23 protein-coding genes are annotated in these 26,365 nt (G+C 72.4%); 12 read left to right on the top strand and 11 right to left on the bottom strand.

Features of this window, described 5'->3' with window-relative positions:
- The first annotated feature begins 20 nt into the window (after positions 1-20).
- On the top strand, positions 21-671 hold the full coding sequence (locus ACFVX6_RS20755; protein WP_389693450.1) for a hypothetical protein: 651 nt from the start codon (positions 21-23) through the stop codon (positions 669-671).
- 42 nt (positions 672-713) lie between these two features.
- On the opposite strand, the gene ACFVX6_RS20750 is transcribed toward ACFVX6_RS20755, so the two are convergent.
- Both ACFVX6_RS20750 and ACFVX6_RS20745 read right to left on the bottom strand, forming a co-directional pair.
- Positions 714-1,673: a carbohydrate kinase family protein gene (locus ACFVX6_RS20750; protein ID WP_389693448.1), complete on the bottom strand. Its 960-nt coding sequence runs from the start codon at positions 1,671-1,673 to the stop codon at positions 714-716.
- On the bottom strand, positions 1,670-2,638 hold the full coding sequence (locus ACFVX6_RS20745) for a pseudouridine-5'-phosphate glycosidase (RefSeq protein WP_389693446.1): 969 nt from the start codon (positions 2,636-2,638) through the stop codon (positions 1,670-1,672). The genes ACFVX6_RS20750 and ACFVX6_RS20745 overlap by 4 nt, the downstream gene beginning before the upstream one ends.
- Positions 2,639-3,312: 674 nt before the next feature.
- On the opposite strand from ACFVX6_RS20745, the gene ACFVX6_RS20740 reads away from it, so the two are divergent.
- Positions 3,313-3,702: a cupin domain-containing protein gene (locus ACFVX6_RS20740; RefSeq protein ID WP_389693444.1), complete on the top strand. Its 390-nt coding sequence runs from the start codon at positions 3,313-3,315 to the stop codon at positions 3,700-3,702.
- On the opposite strand, the gene ACFVX6_RS20735 is transcribed toward ACFVX6_RS20740, so the two are convergent.
- The 3 genes from ACFVX6_RS20735 to ACFVX6_RS20725 form a co-directional block, all read right to left on the bottom strand.
- Entirely contained in the window at positions 3,696-5,003 is a 1,308-nt protein-coding gene (locus tag ACFVX6_RS20735) for an MFS transporter (RefSeq protein WP_389693442.1), read from the bottom strand. The two genes, ACFVX6_RS20740 and ACFVX6_RS20735, sit on opposite strands and share 7 nt — an antisense overlap.
- A 139-nt stretch (positions 5,004-5,142) precedes the next feature.
- Complete coding sequence (locus ACFVX6_RS20730) at positions 5,143-5,712, bottom strand: methylated-DNA--[protein]-cysteine S-methyltransferase (RefSeq protein ID WP_389693440.1); 570 nt, start codon at positions 5,710-5,712, stop codon at positions 5,143-5,145.
- Positions 5,713-5,797: 85 nt separating this feature from the next.
- On the bottom strand, positions 5,798-6,682 hold the full coding sequence (locus tag ACFVX6_RS20725) for a glycerophosphodiester phosphodiesterase (protein WP_389693438.1): 885 nt from the start codon (positions 6,680-6,682) through the stop codon (positions 5,798-5,800).
- Positions 6,683-6,925: 243 nt separating this feature from the next.
- Between ACFVX6_RS20725 and uvrB the strand changes: the two genes are divergently transcribed.
- The 5 genes from uvrB to ACFVX6_RS20700 all read left to right on the top strand — a co-directional run bounded on the left by uvrB (position 6,926) and on the right by ACFVX6_RS20700 (position 14,416).
- Positions 6,926-9,085: an excinuclease ABC subunit UvrB gene (gene uvrB, locus ACFVX6_RS20720; RefSeq protein WP_389693436.1), complete on the top strand. Its 2,160-nt coding sequence runs from the start codon at positions 6,926-6,928 to the stop codon at positions 9,083-9,085.
- A gap of 86 nt (positions 9,086-9,171) precedes the next feature.
- Positions 9,172-9,750, top strand: a complete 579-nt coding sequence (locus ACFVX6_RS20715; protein ID WP_250753038.1) for a TerD family protein — start codon at positions 9,172-9,174, stop codon at positions 9,748-9,750.
- 137 nt (positions 9,751-9,887) lie between these two features.
- On the top strand, positions 9,888-11,855 hold the full coding sequence (locus tag ACFVX6_RS20710) for a TerD family protein (RefSeq protein WP_389693434.1): 1,968 nt from the start codon (positions 9,888-9,890) through the stop codon (positions 11,853-11,855).
- Between the two features lie 266 nt (positions 11,856-12,121).
- The gene (locus tag ACFVX6_RS20705) at positions 12,122-13,108 is read left to right on the top strand and encodes a TerC family protein (RefSeq protein WP_389693432.1); all 987 of its coding nucleotides are present in this window, start codon (positions 12,122-12,124) and stop codon (positions 13,106-13,108) included.
- A gap of 75 nt (positions 13,109-13,183) precedes the next feature.
- Entirely contained in the window at positions 13,184-14,416 is a 1,233-nt protein-coding gene (locus tag ACFVX6_RS20700; protein WP_389693430.1) for a serine hydrolase domain-containing protein, read from the top strand.
- 13 nt (positions 14,417-14,429) lie between these two features.
- Here the strand turns inward: ACFVX6_RS20700 and ACFVX6_RS20695 are convergent, their stop codons facing one another.
- The 3 genes from ACFVX6_RS20695 to ACFVX6_RS20685 form a co-directional block, all read right to left on the bottom strand.
- The gene (locus ACFVX6_RS20695; protein ID WP_389693523.1) at positions 14,430-15,746 is read right to left on the bottom strand and encodes an MFS transporter; all 1,317 of its coding nucleotides are present in this window, start codon (positions 15,744-15,746) and stop codon (positions 14,430-14,432) included.
- A 194-nt stretch (positions 15,747-15,940) separates the two neighbouring features.
- On the bottom strand, positions 15,941-16,597 hold the full coding sequence (locus ACFVX6_RS20690; RefSeq protein WP_389693428.1) for an MBL fold metallo-hydrolase: 657 nt from the start codon (positions 16,595-16,597) through the stop codon (positions 15,941-15,943).
- A 9-nt stretch (positions 16,598-16,606) separates the two neighbouring features.
- Positions 16,607-17,296 (bottom strand): maleylpyruvate isomerase family mycothiol-dependent enzyme, encoded by a 690-nt coding sequence (locus tag ACFVX6_RS20685; RefSeq protein ID WP_389693426.1) that lies wholly within the window; start codon positions 17,294-17,296, stop codon positions 16,607-16,609.
- Between the two features lie 186 nt (positions 17,297-17,482).
- On the opposite strand from ACFVX6_RS20685, the gene uvrA reads away from it, so the two are divergent.
- Positions 17,483-20,497, top strand: coding sequence for an excinuclease ABC subunit UvrA (uvrA, locus tag ACFVX6_RS20680; protein ID WP_389693424.1), 3,015 nt, complete (start codon positions 17,483-17,485; stop codon positions 20,495-20,497).
- 219 nt (positions 20,498-20,716) lie between these two features.
- On the opposite strand, the gene ACFVX6_RS20675 is transcribed toward uvrA, so the two are convergent.
- Complete coding sequence (locus ACFVX6_RS20675) at positions 20,717-21,367, bottom strand: NAD(P)-dependent oxidoreductase (protein WP_389693422.1); 651 nt, start codon at positions 21,365-21,367, stop codon at positions 20,717-20,719.
- Positions 21,368-21,479: 112 nt separating this feature from the next.
- On the opposite strand from ACFVX6_RS20675, the gene ACFVX6_RS20670 reads away from it, so the two are divergent.
- The gene (locus ACFVX6_RS20670; protein WP_389693420.1) at positions 21,480-22,085 is read left to right on the top strand and encodes a TetR/AcrR family transcriptional regulator; all 606 of its coding nucleotides are present in this window, start codon (positions 21,480-21,482) and stop codon (positions 22,083-22,085) included.
- Here ACFVX6_RS20670 and ACFVX6_RS20665 read toward each other — a convergent pair.
- Entirely contained in the window at positions 22,060-22,974 is a 915-nt protein-coding gene (locus ACFVX6_RS20665; protein WP_389693418.1) for a carbohydrate kinase, read from the bottom strand. The genes ACFVX6_RS20670 and ACFVX6_RS20665 overlap by 26 nt on opposite strands.
- A 114-nt stretch (positions 22,975-23,088) precedes the next feature.
- Here ACFVX6_RS20665 and ACFVX6_RS20660 point away from each other — a divergent pair, with 114 nt between their 5' ends.
- On the top strand, positions 23,089-23,520 hold the full coding sequence (locus tag ACFVX6_RS20660) for a Rieske 2Fe-2S domain-containing protein (RefSeq protein WP_389693416.1): 432 nt from the start codon (positions 23,089-23,091) through the stop codon (positions 23,518-23,520).
- Positions 23,521-23,546: 26 nt separating this feature from the next.
- On the opposite strand, the gene ACFVX6_RS20655 is transcribed toward ACFVX6_RS20660, so the two are convergent.
- Positions 23,547-24,545: a hypothetical protein gene (locus ACFVX6_RS20655; protein ID WP_389693414.1), complete on the bottom strand. Its 999-nt coding sequence runs from the start codon at positions 24,543-24,545 to the stop codon at positions 23,547-23,549.
- Between the two features lie 239 nt (positions 24,546-24,784).
- On the opposite strand from ACFVX6_RS20655, the gene ACFVX6_RS20650 reads away from it, so the two are divergent.
- Positions 24,785-25,426, top strand: coding sequence for a papain-like cysteine protease family protein (locus tag ACFVX6_RS20650; RefSeq protein ID WP_389693412.1), 642 nt, complete (start codon positions 24,785-24,787; stop codon positions 25,424-25,426).
- 4 nt (positions 25,427-25,430) lie between these two features.
- Positions 25,431-26,261, top strand: coding sequence for a hypothetical protein (locus ACFVX6_RS20645; RefSeq protein ID WP_389693409.1), 831 nt, complete (start codon positions 25,431-25,433; stop codon positions 26,259-26,261).
- Positions 26,262-26,365: the final 104 nt, after the last annotated feature.

Here is a 26,365-nt window from a genome sequence, read left to right as displayed (position 1 = left end):
CTTGGCAGAGGGAGAAGGCAATGCGCGGACACGGCGCGATGGTTCGGGACGCGAGACGGTTGCGCACACAGGCGGCGCTCGCCGCGCTGGCCCTGTGCGCGACCCTGACCCTCACCGCGTGCAACGGTGACGACGAGACCGGTGCGGCGGGCACCCCCGCGAGCCCCTCCGCGAGCCCCTCCGCCGGCGCGACGGCCACGGGCGCCGCCTCCCCGTCGGCCTCGGCATCGCCCTCCTCGGCCCCGTCGAAGAAGCCGACTCCCACCGCCCCTTCGACCGTCACCCCGGCGGGCACGAAGAAGCCGCCGGCGCCCGGTTCCGCCTGCGACCACAAGATGCCGATCTCGCCCGACGAGGTCGCCGTCTACCGCTACACCCCCGAGGGCGGGGTCCACAGCATGATCGTCAAGCACGGCAACTGGGGCTGCGCCGCCCCCGGCATGGACGCCGCCCCCTTCGACACGGTGGGCAAGGAGACCTTCCTCAACATCGCCGAGGACGCCAAGATCACGGCCGTCACCCCCGTCATCGCCAGCCCGCTGAGCCAGCCGATCACGCTCCAGCAACTCATCGACTGGCTGATCGCCCACCCGAACCAGGGCCGCGTCTTCCGCTACCACCTGGACGGTGCGGGCGTGATCGACTGGATGGACCAGCAGTACACGTCGTAACACCCACCGGCGCGGCCGTACGGTCTCCCTTGTCCCTTCCCCCTACGGCCGCCCGCCCAGCCGGGTCACCGCCAGCGCGGCCGCCCGGCAGCCGGCGCCCGCGGCCCACGCCGAGCCCGCTCCCGCCAGCCGGGCCGCGAGGAAGGCGCCGGTGAAGGCGTCACCGGCGCCCGTGGAATCCACCGCCTCGGCGCTCTCCGCCGCGACCTCGGCCGTCACCCGGCCGTCCTCGGCGATGAGCGCTCCGGCCCCGCCCCGGGTGACCACCACCAACGGCACCCGCCGGCTCAGCTCTGCCGCCGCCCGCGCGACCGCGGCCGCCCGCCCCGGCGGCCCGGTCGTTCCAGCCGCTCCGGTCGGCCCCGGCGACCCCGCGAGCAGCAGCGCCTCGTCCTCGTTCGGCAGCAGTACGCCGGCCCCCGCCGCGGCGGCCAGGAAGCGCTGCGGACCCAGCGCGGCCAGGAACCCCGCCGACGCCGGATCCACGCTCACCGGTACGTTCCGGGCACGGGCGGCCCGTAGCGCGACCAGGGCCAGTTCCCGGCTCGCGTCCGCGAAGAACAGGTAGCCCGACAGGTGGAGATGGGCGACCCCGTCCAGGAGTCCGGGCTCCCAGTCGGCAGGGGAGAGCCGCAGCGAGGCGCCGCTGTCGGTCAGGAAGGTCCGCTCCGCGTCCGCTCCGACCAGCGCGACCACCGTCCCGGTCGGCTCGGCGGGATCTACCACCAGCCTCGGCCGCACCCCCGCGTCGAGCAGGGCCCGCTCGTGCCACCCGGCCGAGTCGGCGCCGACCCGCGCGAGGAGGCGTACCTCCGGGGCTCCCGCGTGGGCGGCCCAGCAGGCCGCGTTGGCTCCGGCGCCGCCCGGCAGGGTCCGGATCCGGGCCGGGGTGTCGGTACCCGGAGCCAGTGGTTCCGTATGGACCGCCACGACGTCCGTCACCACGTCCCCGACGACCAGCAGCGCCCCCGGCCCGGCGGGAGCGGCCGGTGCGGCGGTCACGGCCGCGCCGCCCAGGCCCGCGCGATCCGGGCCCCGAGGCGCACGTTGCCCCGTACCGCCGCGAGGTTGGCCTCCAGGGAGGCGCCACCCGTCGCGCGCACCAGGAACCCCAGTAGGAACGGTGTCACCGCCTGCCCCGTGATGCCCCGCTCCCGGCACTCCGCCAGGGCCTCGGCCAGGACCCGGTCGTGGAGTTCCGGATCGAGCTGCCGCTCCCGCGCCACCGGGTTGGCCACGAGCAGCGCCGACTCCGCGCCGCCGAGCAGGTCCTGAGCGGCCATCACGGCCGCCGCCTCCTCCGGGCGGTGGACGGTCCAGTCCACCGGCTCGCCGGAATCGGCCAGGTAGAACCCGGGGAAACGATCCGTCCCGTACCCGAGGACCGTCACCCCCAGCGTCTCCAGCCGCTGGAGCGTCGCGGGCACGTCCAGGATCGACTTCACCCCCGCGCACACCACGGTGATCCGGGTCCGCGCCAGCAGCGCGAGGTCCGCCGACTCGTCCTGCGCCCGGGTCCAGTCCCGGTGTACGCCGCCCAGCCCGCCGGTGGCGAAGACCCGCAGCCCCGCCCGCGCGGCGAGGAAGGCCGTGGCCGAGACCGTCGTCGCGCCGGTCGCCCCCGTGGCGAGGGCCGGGGCCAGATCCCGGTGGCCGAGCTTGCGCACGCCCTCGCCGCCCGCGATCCGTTCCAGCCGGGCCTTGTCGAGCCCGGCGTACGCCACCCCGTCGACGACCGCGATGGTCGCCGGGACGGCGCCCTCGGCGCGGACCAGCTCCTCCAGTTCCAGACCCACCGCCAGATTGCGGGGGCGGGGCAGACCGTGGGCGAGGATCGTGGACTCCAGTGCCACGACGGGCTGCCGGCGGTCGAGCGCCTCGCGCACCTCCTCCGACAGGACCGGTACCGGGAGCGCTGCTCCGACCGAGGACGATGCGGTGGGCTCGGATGCTGTGTGCTGTGACATGTCCCCATCCCTGGCACGCGATCCGGCACCCCAAACGCCCGGACGCCGCACCGGCGCGAACCCGCCCCGGTCCCGTGCACGCCCGAGCCCTCAGGACGCCCCCCGGGGCCTGGGGGTGGCCGCGGCGGCCCGGACCTCCGCGGGTGTGCCGCTGCGCGGGGCGAGGTCCCCTACCCGCCCTTCCACCGTTCCCCGGGCCGGACCGGACCCGAAAGGCCCGGGGCTCCGTCCCGGATCCGTTTCCGGGTGCGGCGCCGTTCCCGGGGGGCCAGCCCCCGGACCCCCCGCTCCTCGAACGCCGGAGGGGCTGGATTTTGGCCGGTGCCAGCCTGCACGTGCGGGCCGGCGGCCGGTCTTTCAGCCGTCCGGCGTTCGAGGACCGGGTCCGGGCAGAGCCCGGGGAACGGGCGAAGGGCGGGTGGGGGACTCCGCCCCGCAGGGCCGCACCCCCCGCACCCGCCCACCGGCCGTACTCCCGGACCGCGGTGGAGGGCATCCCGCCGGGCCACCGCCGGACGGAGTCCGGCGCAGCGGCGCGAAGCCGGGGAGGCCCCCAGGGGCCGAGCCGCGCAAGCGGCGCGTCAAGGGGGCGACAGGATGACGCGCGGGGCGGGCGCGCGCTGGACGCTCTGATCACCCCGGTCCGCCGCACAGCCCGATTAGGCTCCCGGACCATGAGCACGAATGATCACGCTGATACTCCCGCCCCGGCCCCCGCTTCCTTCGCCGTCTCCGTCCCGGACTTTCCCGATTCCGAGCTGGAAGTGGACGAGCTCGACCCCGCGCAGATCGTCTCCGGGAATCCCGTGGTGACGGGCAAGGTGCTGTGGGAGGCGCCGGACGGCTCGCAGGTGCGCGGGATCTGGCAGATCACCCCGGGCGTGGTCACCGACACCGAGGCGAACGAGCTGTTCGTGGTGGTGAGCGGCCGGGCCACCGTCGAGGTGGAGGGCGGCGAGACCCTGGAGGTCGGCCCGGGCTCCGCCTGTGTCCTTCGGGAGGGCGACAAGACCACCTGGACCGTCCACGAGACGCTCCGCAAGGCCTACCACATCAGCTACTGAGCGGTGCCCGTCCCGGTGTCCGTCGCCTTCACCGGACGGCGGCGCGAGGTGAACAGCGCGAGCGCCGCCATCGGCAGCAGCAGGGCGGCGGCGGCCGCGTTGAGCCAGCCGTAGCCCGCCTGGGACATGACCAGGCCGGCGGCGGCGCCGCCGACCCCGGCGGCCGTGTTCATGGTGAGGTCGCCCAGCCCCTGTACGGCGGCCCGCGCGGGCTGCGGCACCGAGTCGGTCAGCAGCGCGGAGCCGGACACCATGCCGGCGGACCAGCCCAGCCCGAGCAGGAAGAGACCGGCGCCGCTCTGGGCGTGGTTCCCGTCGGCCGTGCCGGCGAGCAGCGCGGCGACGGACAGCAGCCCGGCGGCGAGCCCGATCACGGACAGCCGGCCGATCCGGTCCGCGAGCCAGCCCATCACGGGCGAGAAGCCGAACATGCCGGCGATGTGCCCGCTGATGACCAGCCCGATGAGCTGGAGCCCGGCTCCGTGGTGCCCGAGGTCGACCGGGGTCATCACCATGATCGAGACCATGGCGGTGTGTGACACCGCGATGGTGAGCAGCGCGAGCCGGGCCCGGGGGGAGGCCTTGACGGCCGCGAAGCCGGCACGCAGCGAACGGCCGGCGCGGGTCTGGTCCTCGGCCGGGGCGAGCGCGCGGGCCGTCAGCAGCGGGTCCGGGCGCAGGAGCACGCCGATCAGCGTGGCGGTGAGCAGGAAGACGGCGCCGGCCCATATGAAGGGCCCCGCCGTCGGGGGTATGGAGGTGCCGGTGAAGCTGCGGCTGGCCGGGGCGGAGAGGTTGGGGCCGAGCACGGCGCCGATGGTGGAGGCCCATACGACCACGGAGATCGCCCGTGCCCGGTGGTCGGGCTCGGCGAGGTCGGCGGCGGCGAAGCGGGCCTGGAGGTTGGCTGAGGAGGCGGCCCCGAAGGCGGCCATGCCGAGCATCAGCAGCGGGAAGCTCTTGATCGAGGCGGCGAGGACGACGAGGGCGGCTCCGGCCGCGCCGATCACGTAGGCGAGGACCAGTCCGGGCCGGCGGCCGCGCGCGGTCATCAGCGCGGCGAGCGGCAGGGAGACGGCCGCGGTGCCGATCACGGAGGCGGTCGAGGCGAAGCCGGAGAGCGACTCCGTGCCGCTGACCTCGGTGGCCAGGACCGGGGCCAGGGCGATGCTGATGGGCACGCCGATCCCGCCCAGCACCTGGCCGGCGATCAGTACCCCGGAGGTGCGGCGCCGCAGTCGGGGCAGGTCGGCGGCGGTGACCGTGACGGCGGGCCGGTCGGTGCCGGGCGCGGTGCTCACGCGGTCCACCTCCGACAGGGATGCGGAGGGGCTGCGGGCGCGGCGCAAGGTGTGGTCACCGCCGCAGTTTCGCACCCCTCGCAGGCCGGGCGGAACAGGGTTTCCGGGGGCACGGGGAGCACCGGGAGCACGACGGCTCCTAGAAGAGCGGCTGGGGGAGTACCCCTTCCAGGGCGAGGAGGCGGCGCTTGGTCTCCACGCCGCCGCCGAAGCCGCCGATGCCCCCGTCGTTCTCCACGACCCGGTGGCAGGCCACCACCAGCGGCAGCGGGTTCGAGCCCATGGCGTTGCCGACGGCCTGCGCCGCGCCCGGGGCCCCGGCCCGGGCGGCCAGCTCGCCGTAGCCCACGACCGCCCCGTAGGGCACGGTGCGGTCCAGCTCCAGCAGGACCTGCCGGTTGAAGCCGGAGCTGAGCCGCCAGTCCAGCGGCAGATCGAAGCGGCGCAGCGTACCGGCGAAGTAGGCGTTCAGCTGGCGTATCGGCTCGGCCAGCAGGACCTCCTCGCCCGGCGGCGGGCGCCGGGCGTCGGCGCCGAGCCGGGAGACCAGTGCGCCGATCAACTTCTCGGCCCGGTCCGGTTCGGCATGGAACTCGACCTTGACCAGGCCCTCGGGGGTGGCGGCGAGGAGCAGCGGCCCGATGCCGATGCCGCCGCTGTCGACGACGGTCCATTCGAGGTGCGGCCCGCGGGGCTCAGAGGTGTCCACCCCTTCACGGTACGGCTCCCCGCTGACAGCGCTGACAGCGCCGACAGTGGTGGCCCCGCGAACAGCGCAGCGCGCATCGGCCGCGTCAGTAGCCGCCGACCGCTTCCCGTACGACGTCGGGCTTGTCGGTGATGATCCCGTCCACGCCCATGTCCTGGACCTTCAGGGCGGTCGCGGCGTCGTCCACGATCCAGGTGTCCACTTCCAGCGCCTTGCCGTGGGCGCCGAGCAGCTTGTGCACGGCGGCGACCCAGTCTCCGTCGATGGTGGTGTACCAGGGGTTGATCCGGTCGGTGAACTCGGCGTACCGCGGCAGGTCGGCGAGGGCCGGGGTGCCGAGGAAGGCCGTGAACAGGTCGGGGCGCAGCTCGTGCACGGTGCGGACCGAGGCGGCGCTGAAGCTCTGGACCACCAGCCGGCGGGCCACGCGGTTCTCCTCGAGCCAGCCGGTCTCGCCCAGCACGTCCAGGGTCTGCCGTTCGATCCCCGGGTAGAGCTCCGGCTTCTTGATCTCCAGGAGCAGGCGCTGCTGGTTGCGCTGGACCCGGTTCATGTACTGCCGCAGCGTCGGTACGGGGGCGCCGGCGAACTCGGGGCCGAACCAGCTGCCCGCGTCCAGCCGGGCGATCTCCGCCGCGGTGAAGTCCTTCACCCGCCAGGGCTTGCGGTCGGGGAACACCTGCTCGACGTCGGTCGTCCGGGCCAGGGTGTCGTCGTGGATGACCACGAGCTCCCCGTCCTTGGTGCGCTGGACGTCGTTCTCCACCCAGTCGAAGCCCATCTCCATGGCGAGGTCGATCGCCTCCAGGGTGTTCTCCGGGGCGTACGCCGAAGCCCCCCGGTGGGCGTACACGATCGGGTTGGACAGCCAGTCCGGACCGGGTGCGGCCGAGGCGGAGCCCGCACCGCACACGCTCAGGGCGAGTCCCAGGAAGGCGGCGGTGGCCGCGGCGGCGGATCGGACGTACATGCGCGTTCTCCTCGGGTCATGGGCCCTGCTCCTGCCGTCAAACGGGCGCGGAGCGGCATTCGTTGCGGCGATGCACTGGCGGCGATGCGTTTCCGACGCACTTTCAGGGAGAGCCGCGTACGGCGATCATGGGGTTGACGATCACCGGGCCGCCACCGAACTACGACAAACGGACCAGGCCCGCACGGCTCCGCACGGGGCGGGCGGGCGTCGAGTGTCAGTGGGTGGTCGTACGGTTGACCCATGCGGCCCGTATCGAAGATCGAACGCACGGTGGCGCCTTTCGAGGTCGTCAGCTCCTACACGCCCAGCGGCGACCAGCCGGCGGCCATCGCCGAGCTGGAGAAGCGCATCCGTGCAGGTGAGAAGGATGTCGTGCTGCTCGGCGCGACCGGAACCGGCAAGTCGGCGACGACCGCCTGGATGATCGAGAAGCTCCAGCGGCCCACCCTGGTGATGGCGCCGAACAAGACGCTCGCCGCCCAGCTGGCGAACGAGTTCCGCGAGCTCCTGCCGAACAATGCGGTCGAGTACTTCGTCTCGTACTACGACTACTACCAGCCCGAGGCCTACGTACCGCAGTCGGACACCTACATCGAGAAGGACTCCTCCATCAACGAGGAGGTGGAGCGGCTGCGCCACTCCGCGACCAATTCCCTCCTCACCCGGCGCGACGTCATCGTCGTCGCCTCCGTGTCCTGCATCTACGGTCTCGGCACCCCGCAGGAGTACGTCGACCGGATGGTCCCCCTCAAGGTCGGTGAGGAGATGGACCGGGACCAGCTCCTGCGCCGCTTCGTCGACATCCAGTACACCCGCAACGACGTGGCCTTCACCCGCGGCACCTTCCGCGTGCGCGGCGACACCATCGAGATCTTCCCGGTGTACGAGGAACTGGCCGTCCGGATCGAGATGTTCGGCGACGAGATCGAGGCCCTGTCCACGCTGCACCCGCTGACCGGCGAGGTGATCAGCGAGGACCGCGAGCTCTACGTCTTCCCCGCCAGCCACTACGTCGCCGGCCCCGAGCGGATGGAGAAGGCGGTCCGCGGCATCGAGGCCGAGCTCGCCGAGCGGCTCGCCGAGCTGGAGAAGCAGGGCAAGATGCTGGAGGCGCAGCGCCTGCGCATGCGCACCACCTACGACCTGGAGATGATGCGCCAGATCGGCTCCTGCTCCGGCATCGAGAACTACTCGCTGCACATGGACGACCGCGAGCGCGGCTCCGCCCCGAACACCCTCATCGACTACTTCCCCGAGGACTTCCTCCTCGTCATCGACGAATCGCACGTCACCGTGCCCCAGATCGGCGCGATGTACGAGGGCGACGCCTCGCGCAAGCGGACCCTGGTCGACCACGGCTTCCGGCTCCCGTCGGCCCTCGACAACCGGCCGCTGAAGTGGGAGGAGTTCCAGGAGCGGATCGGCCAGACCGTCTACCTGTCGGCCACTCCGGGGAAGTACGAGCTCTCGCGCGGCGACGGCTTCGTCGAGCAGATCATCCGCCCGACCGGGCTCATCGACCCGGAGGTCGTGGTCAAGCCCACCGAGGGCCAGATCGACGACCTGGTGCACGAGATCCGGCAGCGGGTGGAGAAGGACGAGCGGGTCCTGGTCACCACCCTCACCAAGAAGATGGCCGAGGACCTCACCGACTACTTCCTGGAGCTCGGCATCCAGGTCCGCTACCTGCACAGCGACGTGGACACCCTGCGCCGCATCGAGCTGCTGCGCGAGCTGCGGGCCGGAGAGTACGACGTCCTGGTCGGCATCAACCTGCTCCGCGAGGGCCTCGACCTGCCCGAGGTGTCGCTGGTGGCCATCCTCGACGCCGACAAGCAGGGCTTCCTGCGGTCGGGGACCTCGCTGATCCAGACCATCGGACGCGCGGCGCGCAACGTCTCCGGCCAGGTCCACATGTACGCGGACAGCATCACTCCGGCGATGGCCCAGGCGATCGACGAGACGAACCGGCGCCGCGAGAAGCAGGTCGCCTACAACACGGCCCACGGCATCGACCCGCAGCCGCTGCGCAAGAAGATCAACGACATCGTGGCCACGATCGCCCGCGAGGAGCTCGACACCGAGGAGCTCCTCGGTACCGGCTACCGGCAGACGAAGGACGGCAAGGCCCTCAAGGCGCCCGTCCCGGCGCTGGGCGGCAAGGCGGCGCAGGCCGCGTCGGGCGGCAAGGCCGGGGCGAAGGGCGCCAAGGGCGCCAAGGGTCCCGTGGTGGCGACCGATCGTCCCGCCGCCGAACTGGCCGCGCTCATCGAGCAGATGACCGAGCGGATGCGGGGCGCGGCGGCCGAGCTCCAGTTCGAGGTGGCGGCCCGGATCCGCGACGAGGTCGGCGAGCTGAAGAAGGAGCTGCGACAGATGAAGGAAGCGGGCCTCGCCTGACCCGGAGGCGGTCAGTAGGGTTGGCACAGCCGCAGGTACACGCTGCGCACCCCCATCGGGGGAGGGCTATGGAGAGGGGACAGCGCGTGACGGTCAACATGACCAAGGGTCAGGCCATCAGTCTGCAGAAGGCGGACGGAGGCACGCTGACCGCGGTCCGGATGGGCCTCGGCTGGCAGGCGGCCAAGCGCCGGGGGCTGTTCGGCTCGCGGACCCGGGAGATCGACCTCGACGCGTCGGCAGTGCTCTTCGCCGACAAGCAGCCCGTGGACGTCGTCTTCTTCCGGCACCTGCAGAGCGACGACGGCTCGGTGAAGCACACGGGTGACAACCTCGTCGGCGGCGTCGGCCAGGGCGGGGACGACGAGTCGATCCTCGTCGACCTGCAGCGCGTGCCGGTGCACATCGACCAGATCGTCTTCACGGTGAACTCCTTCACCGGCCAGACGTTCCAGGAGGTGGAGAACGCCTTCTGCCGCATCGTCGACGAGACCAACGGCCAGGAGCTGGCCCGCTACACGCTGGACGGTGGCGGCCAGTACACCGCTCAGATCATGGCGAAGGTGTCGCGCGTCGGCAGCGGCTGGCAGATGACGGCCCTCGGAAACCCGGCCAACGGCCGTACCTTCCAGGACCTGATGCCGGCGATCCTGCCGCACCTGTAAGCAGGACCGGCAGCACGGCAACACAGCACGGCATAGCAGGACAGCAGCACAGCACAACAGAACAGAAACACGGCACAGCAGGACCGGGCGCGATCGAGGGCCCGGCGGAAGAACGGGTACGGGGGAGGGGCTGCACGATGACGGCCGAACTGGTCCGGGGGCAGAACCACCCCCTGTCCCGGAGCCGGGTGGAGATCAGGGTCTCGGCGGGCACACCCGTGCTCGCCCTGGCCCAGCTCGGCGACGACACGGGCCGGCTCGCCGGCCCCGGGGCGGTCGCCCACCCGGGCGCCCGCACCCTCCCCGGGCTGGAAGTGCCCGGGGCGGCCTCCGGGCAGCACCGCATAGCGGTCGACCTCGACGCGGTCGCACCGGCCGTCCACCGGGTCGGCCTCGTCCTGGTCCTGCCGCCCGGCGGACCGGGGCACTTCGGCGCGGTCCCCGCCTCCTACGTCTCCGTGGCCGACCCGGAGGGCGCGGAGCTCGCCGGGTACACGCTGACCGGACTGGAGTCGGAGACCGCCGTCGTGGCCCTGGAGCTGTACCGGCGCCAGGACGCCTGGAAGGTGCGCGCCGTCGGCCAGGGGTACGCCGCCGGCCTCGGCGCGCTCCTGACCGACGCCGGGCTGCCCGCGGCGGCCGCAGCCGAACTGGCCGCAGCCGCCCTGGGCACGGCGCCGGCGGGGGACATCACCCTGGCCGTCATGCCCGGTGGCCCGGCCCCGACCGTTCCGCGCGGGCTCCGTGCCCCGGCAACGGCCCAGACGCCGGCGCCGGCGCCGACGCCGCAGGACGTTCCGGCCGCGCCCACGCCCCCGCCGATGCCCCCGCAACCGCAACCGCAACCGCAATCGGGAGCGGACACCGCCGGCGGTCCGCCCACCATCAGCTACGCCCACCCGCGCCGCCGCACCAGCACCGAGCCGCCCGAGCCCGCGCCGCGCCCCGCCGCGCCGCCGCGGCCCGGGGAACAGCCCCGCCCCGTCGCCGGGGACGCGAGCGGCTGGTCCATGGAGGAGCGGCTCTACAACCAGGTCTGGGGCATGTTCGAGGACCTGGCCCGCTCCGTCGCCGCCTATCGCGGCGCCGTCGAGTTCGCCGATTCCCGGATGGACCGCGAGCTCGACGAGGCGCTGTCCGACCCCCGCCACCGGCTCGGCGGCTCCGGAAACGCCGCCCGCGACGCCGCCCGGGGCCGCCGCGAGGAACTGGTCGCGCGGGCGCAGGACGTCCTCGACCGGGACCTGGTCCAGCTCACCTCCGAGTCCGAGGTGGTCGAGCCCGCGCTGCCCGCCGCGTACGCGCGCTGGGACAACCCGGTCTGGCAGGCGCACTCCGTGCCCGCCGAGGCCCCGCTCGCCCTGCGCCTGGGCGACCTCCACCTGCCCGAGCGGCCCGATCTGCGCATCCCCATGCTGGTCCGGGTCCCGCTGGAGCGCGGCCTGTGGATCGACAACGGCCGCACCGGCTCCGAGGCGGCCATGGCGATGGACACCGACCGGCTGCGCCGGGCCGCCATGGACATGGCCGTCGCGCACGCGGCGCGGATGCTGGCCGCGCACCCCGCCGACCGGTTCGCCGTCCACGTCATCGACGCGGCCGGAGCCGGAGCCGCCTCGCTGGCCCCGCTGGTGCGTGCCGGAGTGCTGGCCGGGGCGCCCGCCGCCGGGGCCGCGGGGGTCACCGAGACCCTGGAGCGGCTGACCCGCCGGGTGGACCTCGTACAGATGGCCGTGCGGGCCGGGGCTCCCGAGGACCTGCCGCCCGATGTGGACACCTCCGACCAGCTGCTGATCGTGCACGACTTCCCGCACGGCTTCGACGACCGCGCCGTCACCCGTTTGCGCTACCTCGCCGACGAGGGCCCGGCGGTCGGCGTGCACCTCCTGATGGTCGCGGACCGTGACGAAGCCTCGGCCTACGGGCCGCTGCTGGACCCGCTGTGGCGCTCGCTGATGCGGCTGTCACCCGTACCGGACAACCACCTCGCCGACCCCTGGGTCCACCACGCCTGGATCTTCGAGCCGGATCTGCCCCCGCAGGGCAGCCGGGTCCTGGACCAGGCACTGGAGCGGGTCGCGGCGGCCCGCGGCCGCGCCCGGTAGCGGCGGCCGGGCGGTCCGCCGCCCGGCCTGATGACCGTCCGGTGACCAGTTCTTGGGTTCCCCTTTACCTTATGGGCCTACCACGGGTACCCTGGTGAGTGCGGAGGGGAGTATTCCTGCTTTCCTGCTACGGCGTGCCCGTCAATACGGACTGCAATCGGTCCCGGGGCGCCGGCCCGTGGCCTCCTGGCCGTCCGGGTGGAAGAGACCTCCGGCAGCGATGACGCTGACAAAGTTCTGAGCCATCTGCCGGAGGCGTGTTCATAGTGGACGTTTCGTTGACCCTCTGGGTGCTGACCATTCTCGGTCTGGGCATCCTCATCGGCGCCGATTTCTTCATCGGCCGCAAGCCGCACGACGTCTCCATGAAGGAGGCGGGGATCTGGACGGTCGTCTGGATCGTCCTCGCGGTGCTCTTCGGACTCGGCCTGCTGGTGTTCGGCCACGGCCAGGCCTCACAGGAGTTCTTCGCCGGTTTCATCACCGAGAAGTCCCTGAGCGTGGACAACCTCTTCGTCTTCGTCCTGATCATGGCGAAGTTCGCGGTCCCCTCACAGCTCCAGCAGCGCGTGCTGCTGATCGGTGTGCTGATCGCCCTCGTCCTGCGCGCCATCTTCATCGCCGCCGGCGCCGCGATCATCACCAACTTCTCGTGGGTCTTCTACATCTTCGGCGCGTTCCTCATCTACACCGCGTGGAAGCTGATCCAGGAAGCCCGCAAGGACGAGGAGGAAGAGGAGTTCGAGGAGAACCGCCTCCTCAAGTCCATCGAGAAGAAGTTCGGCGTCGCCGACCGCTACCACGGCACCAAGCTCTTCATCCAGAGCAACGGCAAGCGCGTCCTGACCCCGCTGATGGTCGTCATGCTCGCCATCGGCACCACCGACGTGCTGTTCGCCCTGGACTCGATCCCCGCGATCTTCGGCCTCACCCAGGACCCGTACATCGTCTTCACCGCCAACGCCTTCGCCCTCATGGGTCTGCGCCAGCTGTACTTCCTCATCGGCGGCCTGCTCAAGAAGCTGGTCCACCTCAGCTACGGGCTCTCCGTCATCCTCGGCTTCATCGGCATCAAGCTCGTGCTGCACGCCCTCCACGAGTCGGGCCTGCACGTCCCGCAGATCTCCATCCCGGTCTCCCTCGGCGTCATCTGCGGTGTCCTGGTGATCACCACGATCACCAGCCTGATCGCTTCGAAGAAGCAGGCGGAGGCCGAGGCCGCCGCGGCCGGCCCGGAGCGCATCGACGCCTGATCCGCCGCGCGACCGGGGATGCCCGGGCCTACGCTGGTGCTGTTGCCCTGGTCGTCTGCGACAGGAGGCAGTGCCATGAGGTCGACCCGCACGCGTATGCGCAGGGCCTGCTTGGCCGCCACGGCCGCAGGTGTCCTCCTCGCCCCGGTCGCCGCGGGCGATGCGTACGGGGCGACCGCCCCGGCGCCTTCCGTGTCCGCCGCTCCGTCACCGGACGGCGACACGGAATTCCCGCAGCTCACGCCGGCCGTCGCGGCACGACTGGACGCGGCCGTGCGAGAGGTGATGGACCTGGCGAAGGTGCCGGGCGTGACCGTGGGCCTGTGGGCCCCCGGCAAGGGCAGTTACGTGAAGTCCTTCGGGGTGGCCGACAAGGCCACCGGCGCGCCCATGAAACCCGATCTCGGGATCCGCATCGGCAGCGAGACCAAGACGTTCACGGTCACCGCCCTCCTCCAGCTCGTCGATCAGGGCAAGCTCTCCCTGAACGACCCGATCGGCAAGTACATCAGCGGTGTGCCGAACGGGGACCGCATCACCTTGCGCGAGCTGGCGGGCATGCGCAGCGGGCTCTTCAACTACAGCGAGGACCCGGGCTTCGACAAGGAGCTCAGCGGCACCTCCACCTTCACGCCGCAGCAGCTGCTCGACATCTCCTTCAAGCACCCGGTGAACTTCGCACCGGGCGCGCAGTTCGAGTACTCCAACACCAACCTGATCCTGCTCGGCCTGCTGGTGGAGAAGATCACCGGCCGGCCGATCCACGAGGTCATCGGGCAGGACGTGGTGAAGCCCGCCGGGCTGAGCGGCCGCACGCTCTTCCCCGTCGGCCGGGAGTTCCCCGAGCCGCACGCGCACGGGTACACCAACGACCTGCCCGGCGGGAAGATCGTGGACGCGACCGACTTCGATCCGTCCTGGGCTTGGGCCGCCGGAGCGATGGTCTCCGACCTGGAGGACCTGCGCAGCTGGGCGAAGACCCTCGCCACCGGCACCCTGCTGACCCCCGCGACCCAGGCCGAGCGGCTGAAGACCCAGCCGATCGGCATCATCCCCGGCGCGGGCTACGGGCTCGGCATCTTCAACGTCCAGGGCTGGATCGGCCACAACGGCTCGCTGCCCGGGTACGAGACGCTGACCGTCTACCTGCCGGAGGAGCAGGCCACCATGGTCATCGTGCTCACCACCGACGACCTGTACAAGGGCCAGGAGCCCAGCACCCTCTTCGGGGAGGCCGTCACCAGCATCGTGACCCCCGGCCACGTGTACCCGGGACACAAGCCGACGACCGCGGACAAGAGCGGCTGAGCGGCTGAGCGGTCTAGGCGGGGGCGGTCGTTTCGGCCGCCCCCTTCTCCGCGTTCGCGTACGCGCCCGTCCGCTGCCGTACGACCACGGGGTTGGTCTCCGGCAGCAGCGCGAAGCAGGCCAGCGAGACCAGGGCGATCGCCGTCAGGTACACGGCGACGGCCCACGGCGGGCCGGAGCCGTCCGCCAGCGCCGTCGCCACGATCGGGGTCAGCGCACCGCCCAGCACGCCGCCGAGGTTGTAGCCGACGGCCGCGCCGGTGCAGCGGATCCGCGGGGCGTACAGCTCGGGCAGGTACGCGCCCACCACCGCGAACATCGTCACCATGCCGAGCAGGGCGCCGAGCAGCCCCAGGGTCATCAGCAGCGGGTCCGCGGTGCGCAGCAGCGCCACGAAGGGGAACATCCACAGCGCGGACGCCGTGCAGCCCGCCAGGCACAGCGGGCGCCGGCCGTAGCGGTCGCCGAGCACCGCGATCACCGGGGTCGCCACCCCCTTGAGGGCGACGGCGACCATGATGCAGGCCAGCATCACGGAGCGGTGCACGCCGAGGTGCTCGGTGGCGTACGCGAGGGACCAGGTGGTGACCGCGTAGAAGACGGCGTAGCCCACGGCCAGTGCGCCGCCGGTCAGCAGGAGCAGGCGCCAGTGGCCCCGTAGGACCTCGGACAGCGGGGCGTCGGCCCGGTGGCCGGTCTCGGCCAGCGCCCGGAACTGCGGGGTCTCCTCCACCGACCGGCGCAGCCACAGCCCGGTCAGGGCGAGCAGCCCCGCCACCCAGAACGGCACCCGCCAGCCCCAGGCGGCGAACTGCCCGTCGGACAGTGTGCTCGACAGGGTCAGCATCAGGCCGTTGGCCAGCAAGAACCCCACCGCCGGACCCATCTGCGGGAAGCTCGACCACAGTCCGCGCCGCCCTTCGGGAGCGTGCTCCGAGGTCAGCAGCACCGCGCCGCCCCACTCCCCGCCGAGGCCGAGACCCTGGAGGAAGCGCAGCAGGACCAGCAGGACCGGCGCGGCCATCCCGATGGAGGCGTACGAGGGCACGCAACCCACCGCCACCGTGGCCAGGCCGGTGAGCAGCAGCGAGGCGAGCAGCACCGGGCGGCGGCCGTACCGGTCGCCGATGTGACCGAAGACGGCGGAGCCGAGGGGCCGGGCGAGGAAACCGACGCCGAAGGTGCCGAAGGCGGCGAGGGTCCCGGCGAGCGGGGAGAAGGAGGGGAAGAAGAGCCGGCCGAGCACCAGGGCGGCGGCGGTGCCGTAGACGAAGAAGTCGTAGAACTCGATGGCGGTGCCGACGAGGGAGGCCGCGGCGATCCGGAACATCGAGGGGGACGGGGCGGGGGGCGGTGCGTCGGCCGGGGCGGCCTGGGGGAGGGGAGCGGGGGAGGGGTCCTGTTGCATGGTGCAGCAATTACCCCGCCCCGCCCCCTCGGGAGGTGCGTTCGGCAGTCAATGACCGGAAGGGAGTGCGGTCCGGCGCGAGGTTGACGGGCCGGCGCCCCCTTCTTCGCCGCCCGCTACCAGCCGCGCTCGCGCCATTCGGCCAGGTGGGGGCGCTCGGCGCCGAGCGTGGTGTCGTTGCCGTGGCCCGGGTAGACCCAGGTCTCGTCCGACAGCTCGCCGAACAGCTTGTTCTCCACGTCGTCGAGCAGGCTCGTGAAGGCCTTCCCGTCGCCCGAGGTGTTGCCGACGCCGCCCGGGAAGAGGCAGTCGCCGGTGAACACGTGCGCGTGGCCGTGCGGGTCGTCGTAGACCAGCGCGATCGAGCCGGGGGTGTGGCCGACCAGGTGGCGGGCGGTCAGCGTGACCCGGCCGACCGTGATGGTGTCCCCGTCCTCGACGAGCACGTCGGTGGCGACCGGGATGCCCTCCGCGTCGTGGGCGCCCGCGTACGTCCGCGCGCCGGTCGCCGCGACCACGTCCGCCAGCGCGGCCCAGTGGTCGCCGTGCCGGTGGGTGGTGACCACGGAGGCGATGCCGCCGTCACCGATCAGGCTCAGCAGGGTCTCCGGCTCGGCCGCTGCGTCGATCAGCAGCTGCTCGTCGGTGGCCCGGCAGCGCAGCAGGTAGGCGTTGTTGTTCATGCCCCCCACCGCGACCTTGGAAATCATGAGGTCCGAGAGTTCGTGCACGTCGGCCGGACCGCCGACCTTGACCGCTCCGCTGTACGTCATGGACCGATCCTAGAGCGGAGGGAGGACCGGCAGGGGTCCGCCCTCGGTGGTCAGGGAGGCGCCCTTGTCCGCGCGGCCGGCCAGCCAGCCCAGGAGCGCGGCGGCGGTGCCGGTGACGGTGACGACCGGGTCGCCGGCGGAGCCGGTCCGCCACTGGCGCCCGTCGGTGGCGGACAGGGCGGTGGGCGGTACCTCCGGGCGCCCCGACCAGCGCTCCGCGAGGAACTCGATCTCCCGTCCGGTGAACTCCTCGGGGAGGTCGGAGAGCTCGTAGCCGATGTTCAGGTCGACGTGGTGCAGCTCGACCTCGATCAGGCGCCGGAAGGGAACCCGGGCCGCCGTGTCGGTGACCCCGTTGCGCAGTTCCACGGTGCGGGTCCAGTCCTGCGGGCGGTCGGCGACGGCCTGCCAGCGGTCCGCGGAATTCCGGACGTCCTCGAGCTGTTGCAGCAGGGGACGCCCCGCATCGCGCTCGATGTCGGATTCCCGGGAGGTGGCGCTCTCGTACATCGGGCGGCCATCGAAGACCTCGACCAGGGCGTCCGCGTTCCGGGCGAGGTGGGCCAGGACGTGGCCGCGGGTCCAGCCGGGGAGAAGTGACTCTTCGGCCAGCTTCGCGTTGTCCAGCTTCGCGACCGCGGTCAGCAGTCGGTCGGTGGCCTCATGAACGGATCGCAGGTCGTGCGCATGATCAATCATGCGGCCGAGCCTAGTGGCCGAGGGGTCCTCCACACACGATCGGGTGAAGAGGGCTGCGGAGTGCCGAAAATCGAATGCACGTGCTATACGCTCGGAGTCCAGTCTCCAAGTCCATCGCAGAGGCGCCCCCCAATACCCTGGGACGGGGGCCAGTGCCCCGCTCTCTCAAGAAAGGTGCGGACCGGCGTGACCGACCGTCTCATCGTTCGTGGCGCTCGCGAGCACAACCTCAAGAACGTTTCTCTTGACCTGCCGCGCGACTCGCTCATCGTCTTCACCGGACTCTCCGGGTCGGGCAAGTCCTCCCTGGCCTTCGACACGATCTTCGCCGAGGGCCAGCGCCGCTACGTCGAGTCGCTCTCCTCGTACGCCCGCCAGTTCCTCGGGCAGATGGACAAGCCCGACGTCGACTTCATCGAGGGCCTCTCCCCGGCCGTCTCCATCGACCAGAAGTCCACGTCGCGCAACCCGCGCTCCACCGTCGGCACCATCACCGAGGTCTACGACTACCTCCGCCTGCTCTTCGCGCGCATCGGCAAGCCCCACTGCCCCGAGTGCCGCCGGCCGATCTCGCGGCAGTCGCCGCAGGCGATCGTCGACAAGGTGCTCGCGCTGCCCGAGGGCAGCCGCTTCCAGGTGCTCTCGCCGCTCGTGCGCGAGCGCAAGGGCGAGTTCGTCGACCTCTTCGCCGACCTCCAGACCAAGGGCTACAGCCGGGCCCGGGTGGACGGGGAGACGATCCAGCTCTCCGAGCCGCCCACGCTGAAGAAGCAGGAGAAGCACACCATCGAGGTGGTCATCGACCGCCTCACCGTCAAGGACAGCGCCAAGCGCCGGCTGACGGACTCCGTGGAGACCGCCCTCGGGCTGTCGGGCGGCATGGTGATCCTGGACTTCGTCGACCTCGCGGAGGACGACCCCGAGCGTGAGCGGATGTACTCCGAGCACCTCTACTGCCCGTACGACGACCTCTCCTTCGAGGAGCTGGAGCCGCGCTCCTTCTCCTTCAACTCGCCCTTCGGCGCCTGCCCCGAGTGCACCGGCATCGGTACGCGCATGGAGGTGGACCCGGAGCTGATCGTCCCGGACGAGGACAAGTCCCTGGACGAGGGCGCGGTCTCGCCGTGGGCGCTCGGCCACACCAAGGACTACTTCCAGCGGCTGATCGGCGCGCTCGCCGGGGAGCTCGGCTTCCGCACCGACATCGCGTGGGCCGGACTGCCGCTGCGGGCGAAGAAGGCCTTGCTGTACGGCCACAAGACCCAGATCGAGGTCCGCTACCGCAACCGGTACGGCCGCGAGCGGGCCTACACCACGGCCTTCGAGGGCGCGGTGCCGTTCGTGAAGCGGCGCCACTCGGAGTCCGAGAGCGACGCCAGTCGCGAGCGCTTCGAGGGCTACATGCGCGAGGTGCCCTGTCCCACCTGCCAGGGCACTCGGCTCAAGCCGATCGTGCTCGCGGTGACGGTGATGGACCGCTCGATCGCCGATGTCGCCGCGATGTCGATCAGCGAGTGCGCGGACTTCCTCGGGCGCCTCAAGCTCGACGCCCGCGACAAGAAGATCGCCGAGCGGGTCCTCAAGGAGGTCAACGAGCGGCTGCGCTTCCTCGTCGACGTCGGCCTGGACTACCTCTCCCTCAACCGCGCCGCCGGCACCCTGTCGGGCGGCGAGGCCCAGCGCATCCGCCTCGCCACCCAGATCGGCTCCGGCCTGGTGGGCGTGCTGTACGTGCTGGACGAGCCCTCCATCGGCCTCCACCAGCGGGACAACCACCGCCTGATCGAGACCCTGGTGCGGCTGCGGGACATGGGCAACACCCTCATCGTCGTCGAGCACGACGAGGACACCATCAAGGTGGCCGACTGGGTCGTGGACATCGGCCCGGGCGCCGGCGAGCACGGCGGCAAGGTCGTGCACAGCGGTTCGCTGAAGGAGCTGCTGAAGAACCCCGAGTCGATCACCGGTCAGTACCTGTCCGGCAAGCGGTCCATCCCGCTCCCGGACGTACGCCGTCCCGTGGACCCGTCGCGCAAGCTCACGGTCCACGGCGCCAAGGAGAACAACCTGCGGGACATCGACGTGTCCTTCCCGCTGGGCGTGCTCACGGCGGTGACGGGCGTATCGGGCTCCGGCAAGTCGACGCTGGTCAACGACATCCTGTACACGCACCTGGCCCGCGAGCTCAACGGTGCGCGGTCGGTGCCGGGACGGCACACCCGGGTGGACGGCGACGACCTCGTCGACAAGGTCGTGCACGTGGACCAGTCGCCGATCGGCCGGACCCCCCGGTCCAACCCGGCCACGTACACCGGTGTCTTCGACCACGTCCGCAAGCTCTTCGCGGAGACGATGGAGGCGAAGGTGCGCGGCTACCTGCCGGGCCGCTTCTCCTTCAACGTGAAGGGCGGCCGGTGCGAGAACTGCTCCGGCGACGGCACGATCAAGATCGAGATGAACTTCCTGCCGGACGTGTACGTCCCGTGCGAGGTCTGCCACGGCGACCGGTACAACCGGGAGACGCTGGAGGTCCACTACAAGGGCAAGTCCATCGCCGAGGTCCTGAACATGCCGATCGAGGAGGCCGCGGGCTTCTTCGAGGCAGTCCCGACGATCTCGCGGCACCTGAAGACGCTGAACGAGGTGGGGCTCGGGTACGTCCGCCTCGGCCAGTCGGCGCCGACCCTGTCGGGCGGCGAGGCGCAGCGCGTGAAGCTGGCCTCGGAGCTCCAGAAGCGGTCGACGGGGCGGACGGTGTACGTCCTGGACGAGCCGACGACGGGTCTGCACTTCGAGGACATCTCGAAGCTGATCAAGGTGCTGTCGGGGCTGGTCGACAAGGGCAACACGGTGATCGTCATCGAGCACAACCTCGACGTCGTCAAGACCGCGGACTGGGTCGTGGACATGGGCCCCGAGGGCGGGTACGGAGGCGGCCTCGTCGTCGCCGAGGGCACGCCGGAGCAGGTCGCCTCGGTGGGCGCGAGCCACACGGGCAAATTCCTGCGCGACATCCTGGGCGCGGACCGGGTCCTGGAGGCCGGTGCCCCGGCGGCGGCTCCGGCGAAGCCGGCGAAGAAGGCGGCCGCGCGCAAGAAGGCGGCGGCCCCGGCAGCGGCCAAGAAGGCAGCTGCCCCGGCAGCGGCCAAGAAGGCAGCTGCCCCGGCCGCGAAGAAGACCGCCCGGGCCCGCAAGGCGTAGCACGGCAGAAGCCCCCGCTCCGGCGTGATGCCGGGCGGGGGCCGGGAGCCGCGGCTAGGCCGTCTCTTTCGGATCTTGCCGGGCCCGCGCCGCCCGGCACCGCACCTCGCCGCACTGCCGGGGCACCCGAGTACGTCCAGTACGCGGGAGCCCCGGCAGCGCGCCGAGGCACGGCACCGAACGACGCGGACCTGACCGACAAGATCCAAAAGAGACGGCCTAGGCGGCGACGCCGATGGCGTGGCCCGCGGTCGACGGGTCGGACAGGGTGGTCAGGAGCGCGTCGGCGACATCCGCCCGGGCGATCACCTTGCCGCCCGGGACGTTGGCGTCGACCGCGCGCCGGTACGTCCCCGTGAACGGCCGGTCCAGCAGTCGCGGCGGCCGGATCACCGTCCACTGGGTACGGCTGGCGGCGATCGCCGCCTCCATGACCGTGAGGTCCGCGTACACGTCCCGCAGCGCCTTGCGCAGCAACGGATAGACCAGCACCCGGGTGAGCGCCCCGTCCTGCGGCGATTGCGGACCCAGCGGCGCCGCGCTGACCGCCGACAGGCGGCTCACCCCGGCCCGGTCCATCGCGGAGACGATCGACCGCAGGGCCGGACCCGCGATCGGGGTGAGCCTGGCCTGCTTGTTGCTCGCCGGGCCGAGCGCGGAGACCACCGCCTCCTGCCCTTCCAGCACCCGCACGAGCGCGTCCTCGTCGGACAGGTCCCGTACCACCGTCACCCGCAGCCGCTCGTGCGCCGGTACGTCCAGTCGCGCCGGGTCGCGGACGACCGCCGTCACCTCGTGGCCCGCTTCGAGTGCCTGTCGGACCACCTCGTGGCCGATCCCGCCCGTGGCTCCGAACACCGTGAGTTTCATCCTGGCTCCCGCATTCATGTGACGCATGACGTGTGAGGCATGGCGTGTGTGGTGTGACGCACTATGGGGTGGGTGAGTGCTCACTCACCCCTGTTTCCGTTATGGTGAGTGAATGCTCACCCCAAAGTCAAGCCGGTCCACCCCGGAACGCCTGCTCGATGCGGCCGAAACCCTGATGCGCACGACCGGCCTGGCCGGCGCCACCACGAAGGCCATCGCCCGGGAGGCGGGCTGCTCGGAGGCCGCGCTCTACAAGTACTTCGCGAACAAGGAAGAGCTGTTCGTCCGCGTGCTGATGGAGCGCCGCCCCAACGCCGGCGCGATGATGGCGGCTTTGACCACCGACCCGGGGGACCAGTCGGTCGAGGAGCGGCTGACCGAGATCGCCCGGTACGCCTCGCTCTTCTACGCCGAAGCCATGCCCATGTCCGCCTCGCTCTTCGCCGATCCCGTCCTGCTCACCCGCCACCGCGAGGGCGTACGGAGCATCGGCGCGGGTCCGCACGTGGTGCTGGAGGCCCTCACCGGCCATCTGCGCCGCGAGCTCGAACGCGGCCGGCTGCGCCCCGACGCCGACCCGGCGGCCGCCGCCGCGCTGCTGCTCGGCGCCTGCTTCCAGCGGGCCTTCTTCCTGCACTTCTCCGGTCCCGACACGGTCGGGCCGGTCGAGGAGTTCGCCCCCGCGGTGGCGGCTACGGTGTGGGCCGCCCTCCGCTGAGCTCGGAGGCGTACGGAGGCTCCGCGCCCGCCCGGGTGCAGGTCAGCGCGGCTGCCGCGGCGGCGTAGGACAGCACCTCGGGCCAGTCGACCGGGCTGCCCGGTCCCGCCCCCGGCCCCGGCGCTCCGGCCGTGAGTCGGTGCAGCAGGGCCGCGTTCACGGTGTCGCCCGCGCCGATGGTGTCCACCACCGCGACCCGGCGCGCGGGCACCGAGTGCTCCGCCCCCTCCCGCGTCCACACGGTCAGGCCATCGGCCCCCCGGGTGAGCACCACCGCCGAGGGCCCCGCCGCCAGCCAGTCGGCCGGACGGCCGCCCAGCCACGCCGCGTCCTCCTCCGACAGCTTCAGCACGCCGACGTGGGGCAGCCAGGACAGGAAGCGGGCCCGGTAGGCCGCCGGGTCGGCGATCAGCGCCGGGCGGATGTTGGGGTCGAGCAGGGTCAGCAGCCCGCGCCCGGCTTCCCGGCGCAGCAGGGTCTCGTAGGCGCTCGCCCCGGGCTCCAGCACCAGCGAACAGGTGCCGAGCGCGAGGGCCCGTACGCCCTCGGGGAGCGCGGGCGGCAGCCGGAACAGCCGGTCGGCCGTGCCCTCGACGTAGAACCCGTACGCCGCCGAGCCGTCCGCGGCCAGCGAGGGCACCGCCAGCGTGGTCGGCTCCGGTCCGCGCTGGACCAGGGAGAGGTCCACCCCGGCCGTGCGCAGCCCGTCGAGCAGCGAGGCGCCGAAGCCGTCCGTCGAGATCCGGGAGCAGAAGGCGACCGGTGCGCCGAGCCGGCCCAGAGCGAGCGCGGTGTTGTACGGTCCGCCGCCCGGCCGCGGCAGCAGGGCGCCCGGCGGCCGTTCGACGGGCACCAGGTCGATCAGGGCTTCTCCACCGACGACGATCACGCGGGGGAAGGTATCCCATCGGGCGCGGGTATCGTCGGGTGGGCCCGCCAGGGCCCGGCCAGGCCGATCCGGGCCGACCGCATCCTCGCTCCGCCCTCGTTCCGGGAGAACCGCATGTCCGCCTCGCAGTCCGCCGCCCGCCGTACCGTCCTCAAGGGCGCCGCCGCGATCGTCGGAGCCGTCGGCGGCGGTGCGGCGCTCACCGCCTGTTCCACCGAGACCAACAGCGGTTCCGGCACCCCGGCGGTCCCCGTCCAGCCCGTCGAGCTGGGCGCAGAGGCCGAGGTTCCGGTCGGCGGCGCGAAGCTGTTCCGGGAGAAGAAGCTGGTGGTCAGCTGCGCGGAGGCGGGCCAGTACAAGGCCTTCAGCGCCCAGTGCACGCACTCCGGATGCGTCCTGGACAAGATTGTCGAAGGTGAGGGCAACTGCCCCTGCCACGGCAGCCGCTTCGACGTCACCACGGGCAAGGTGCTGCGCGGCCCGGCCACCGACCCGCTGCCGGAGGTCCCGGTGAAGGTCGAGGGCGGCAAGCTCATCGCGGGCTGACGGCGCGGGGCGCGCCGCACCGGCGCTCACTCCCAGTCCCACCCGATCCCCAGGATCCCCCGCCGCACCCCCTGCTCCACCAGGTGCACGGCCCGGTGCGGTCCGCTCGGGTTCAGGTCCGCGAGCCGCCCGCGCGGCGCGTCCGGCCCGCTGCGCGTGAAGCGGCGGCAGCGCACCGGCAGCGCCGCCTCGTCGAAGCGGACCTGGAGCACGTACTGCCCGCCCGTATAGCTGAAGCCGCGCACGTACTCGGTGCTGCGGCCTGCGGTGCCGTCCTCGAAGCCGTAGCCGAAGACGTAGGTGTCCCCGGCGCGCAGCCGGGCGTCGAAGAGCAGCTCGGCGACGACCAGCTCCGCTTCGGGGTGGCGGCGGATCCGCCCGGTCCGGCAGGTCTCGACGGCCCGTACCCGGATCCGCTCCGGATCGCAGCCCGGGTCGCCGTGGTGGACGGCGATGTACCGGTCGACCCCGTCCCGGTGGGCCCGTACGACGTGCTGCGATTCGCGGCCGAGCAGCTCCCCGGCGGGGCCGATCCGCACCCGCTCGTGGTGGCCGACGGTGTGCAGGCCGCCGTCGACGGGCAGCTCCATGTCGGCGAGCAGCGCCTCCACGGCCGCGCCGACGCTGAACAGCGCCCGGTACGAGCGTGCGGGCGGGCGGGCCGTCCCGGGGGTGGCGGGTTCCGGCGCGGCCAGCAGCCGCAGCAGGGCGCCCTCGGGCAGTTCCAGGATCTGCTCCAGGGCCCGTACGGCCTTCAGGGACTCGGGGCGGCCCGGCCGCCGGGCACCCTGCTGCCAGTAACTGAGGCTGGTCACCCCGAGCTTGATGCCGCGGGCGGCGAGCCGGTGCTGCACCCGGTGCAGGGGCAGGCCGCGGGCGGCGAGTGCGGCGCGGAGCGCGAGGTGGAAGGGGCCGTCGCGCAGCAGGTGCGGCAGCTCCCGGGCGCCGTCCGCGCGGGCACTGTCCGAAGGGGAGCCGTCCGCAGGGGCGCTGTCCGAGAACGTGCCGTTCGCGCTCGACCGCATGGCGGCTCCTCCTGTGAACGTTCACGCGACGGGGTGCGGGCGGTCCGGCGGGTGACGCCCGTGGTCCCGGTGGGTCCAGGTGGGGTGACGGCGGACGTTCACACTCTGGCCCCACCGTTCACACCGCGATGTCACGCCGTATTGAAGCGTGTTGACCTGTTCCCGACAACACCCCGATGCTCCTCCACAGCGTCCGGACGCGGTCCTCCACCCCCACTCCCCACCTCGGGAGGAACGCGATGCGCAACAGAAACCGGCGGCTCACCCACGCCGCCTTCATCACCGCCCTGCTCACCGCCCTGCTCGCCTTGCCCACCACTGCCGCCACCGCCGCCGGTACGGGCACCACGACCGCCACCTCCGCCTCCGCTGCCGCCGCACCCGCCGAGAGCTCGGCCCTGGCGTCCAAGCGGCTGAACATCACCATGCAGGCCCAGCAGAAGACCAACTGGTGCTGGGCCGCCGCGGGCAACACCATCGCCACCTGGTTCGGCCGCAGCTACAGCCAGAACCAGTTCTGCAACGCGGCCTTCAACCGCCAGCAGGGCTACGACTGCCCCAACAACCAGGCCAACCTGGCCAACGTGCAGACCGGCCTGCGCTGGGCCGGCATCAACTCCGGCTCCTACGTGAACGGCTGGCTCCAGTACTCCACCGTCCAGACCGAGATCAACGCCAACCGCCCGATAGAGACCCGCATCCAGTGGTCCAACGGCGGTGGCCACATGCACGTGATCTACGGCTACGACACCGCGAACAGCTGGGTGTACTGGGGAGACCCGTGGCCCTCCAGCGACCGCTACAACTGGGCCTCCCACGCCTGGTACGTGGACAACAGCACCTTCTCCTGGACCCACTCGCTCTACCGGATCGGGGCGTGACCTCATGGCTCCCCGCCTCATGAACGGCCGACTCGCCGCCGCGGCCGTCGCCGCGACCGCCGTCCTGGCCCTGGCCCCCACCCAGGCGTCCGCGGCGCCCGTTCCGCAGCCCCAGGCCGCCACCGCCGAGAACCTCGCCGCCGCGGGGCGGACGGCGGCGGCCCCCGACACCCTCGCCACCCTGTCCCGCTTCTTCGCCCGCGAGGGCAAGGTCTCGCTCGCCGCCGCGCAGCCCCGCATCGAGGGCGAGACGGTTCCCGTGCACTACCTCTCTCCGGAGTTCGTCGCGGGGAAGGCCGGCGCGAGCGTGGCCCGGCTGGAGTTCCTCGCCAGCAAGGCCGTCTCCTCGGACGGACAGCAGGCCGCCCTGTGGACCGCGCAGACCGCGGCGGGCTGGCAGGTGGTGAACATCGCCACCGGCGACGACGAGTTCCGCTACGCGCAGCTCGGCGCGGCGAAACTCCCCGGCGGGACCGTGTTCCGCGAACCGCAGATCGACGCCTGGTACGTGGCCGGCGGCGACCGGGTCCTGCCCCTGGACGAGGACGCGGCGACGGCCGTGGGCGCGCAGGGCACGAGCCTGGCCGCCTACCGGTCGCGCGTCGTGAAGGCCTACGCGGACAAGCTGCCGGGATCCGCCTACGGCAAGTCCGGCAAGGCCGGTGGCTTCGCCCCCACGGAAGCCACGGCCGAGGAAGCCTCCGCCTCCGCCGCCCGGCCCGGGTCCGCCCCCGCCGGACTCCCGATGACCGCCGGAGCCGTGGCTCTGGCGCTGGGCGCGGCCGGCGCGGTGGCCGCGCGGCGCGCCCGGCGGCAGCGGGTGGTGCGGGCGTAGCCACCCGAGGGGTCCGGCCGCCCGGCCGCCTGCCGGACGGCCGGACCCTGCCGGGCCGAGGCCGTCTCTTTCGGATCTTGCCGGGACCCGGCAAGATCCGAAAG

It is taken from the genome of Streptomyces sp. NPDC058289 (assembly GCF_042880975.1).
Taxonomy (GTDB): Bacteria; Actinomycetota; Actinomycetes; order Streptomycetales; family Streptomycetaceae; genus Streptomyces; species Streptomyces stoeckheimensis.
The sequence above is the reverse complement of the archived record's forward strand: the minus strand, read 5'-3'. Positions and strand labels throughout refer to the sequence as shown.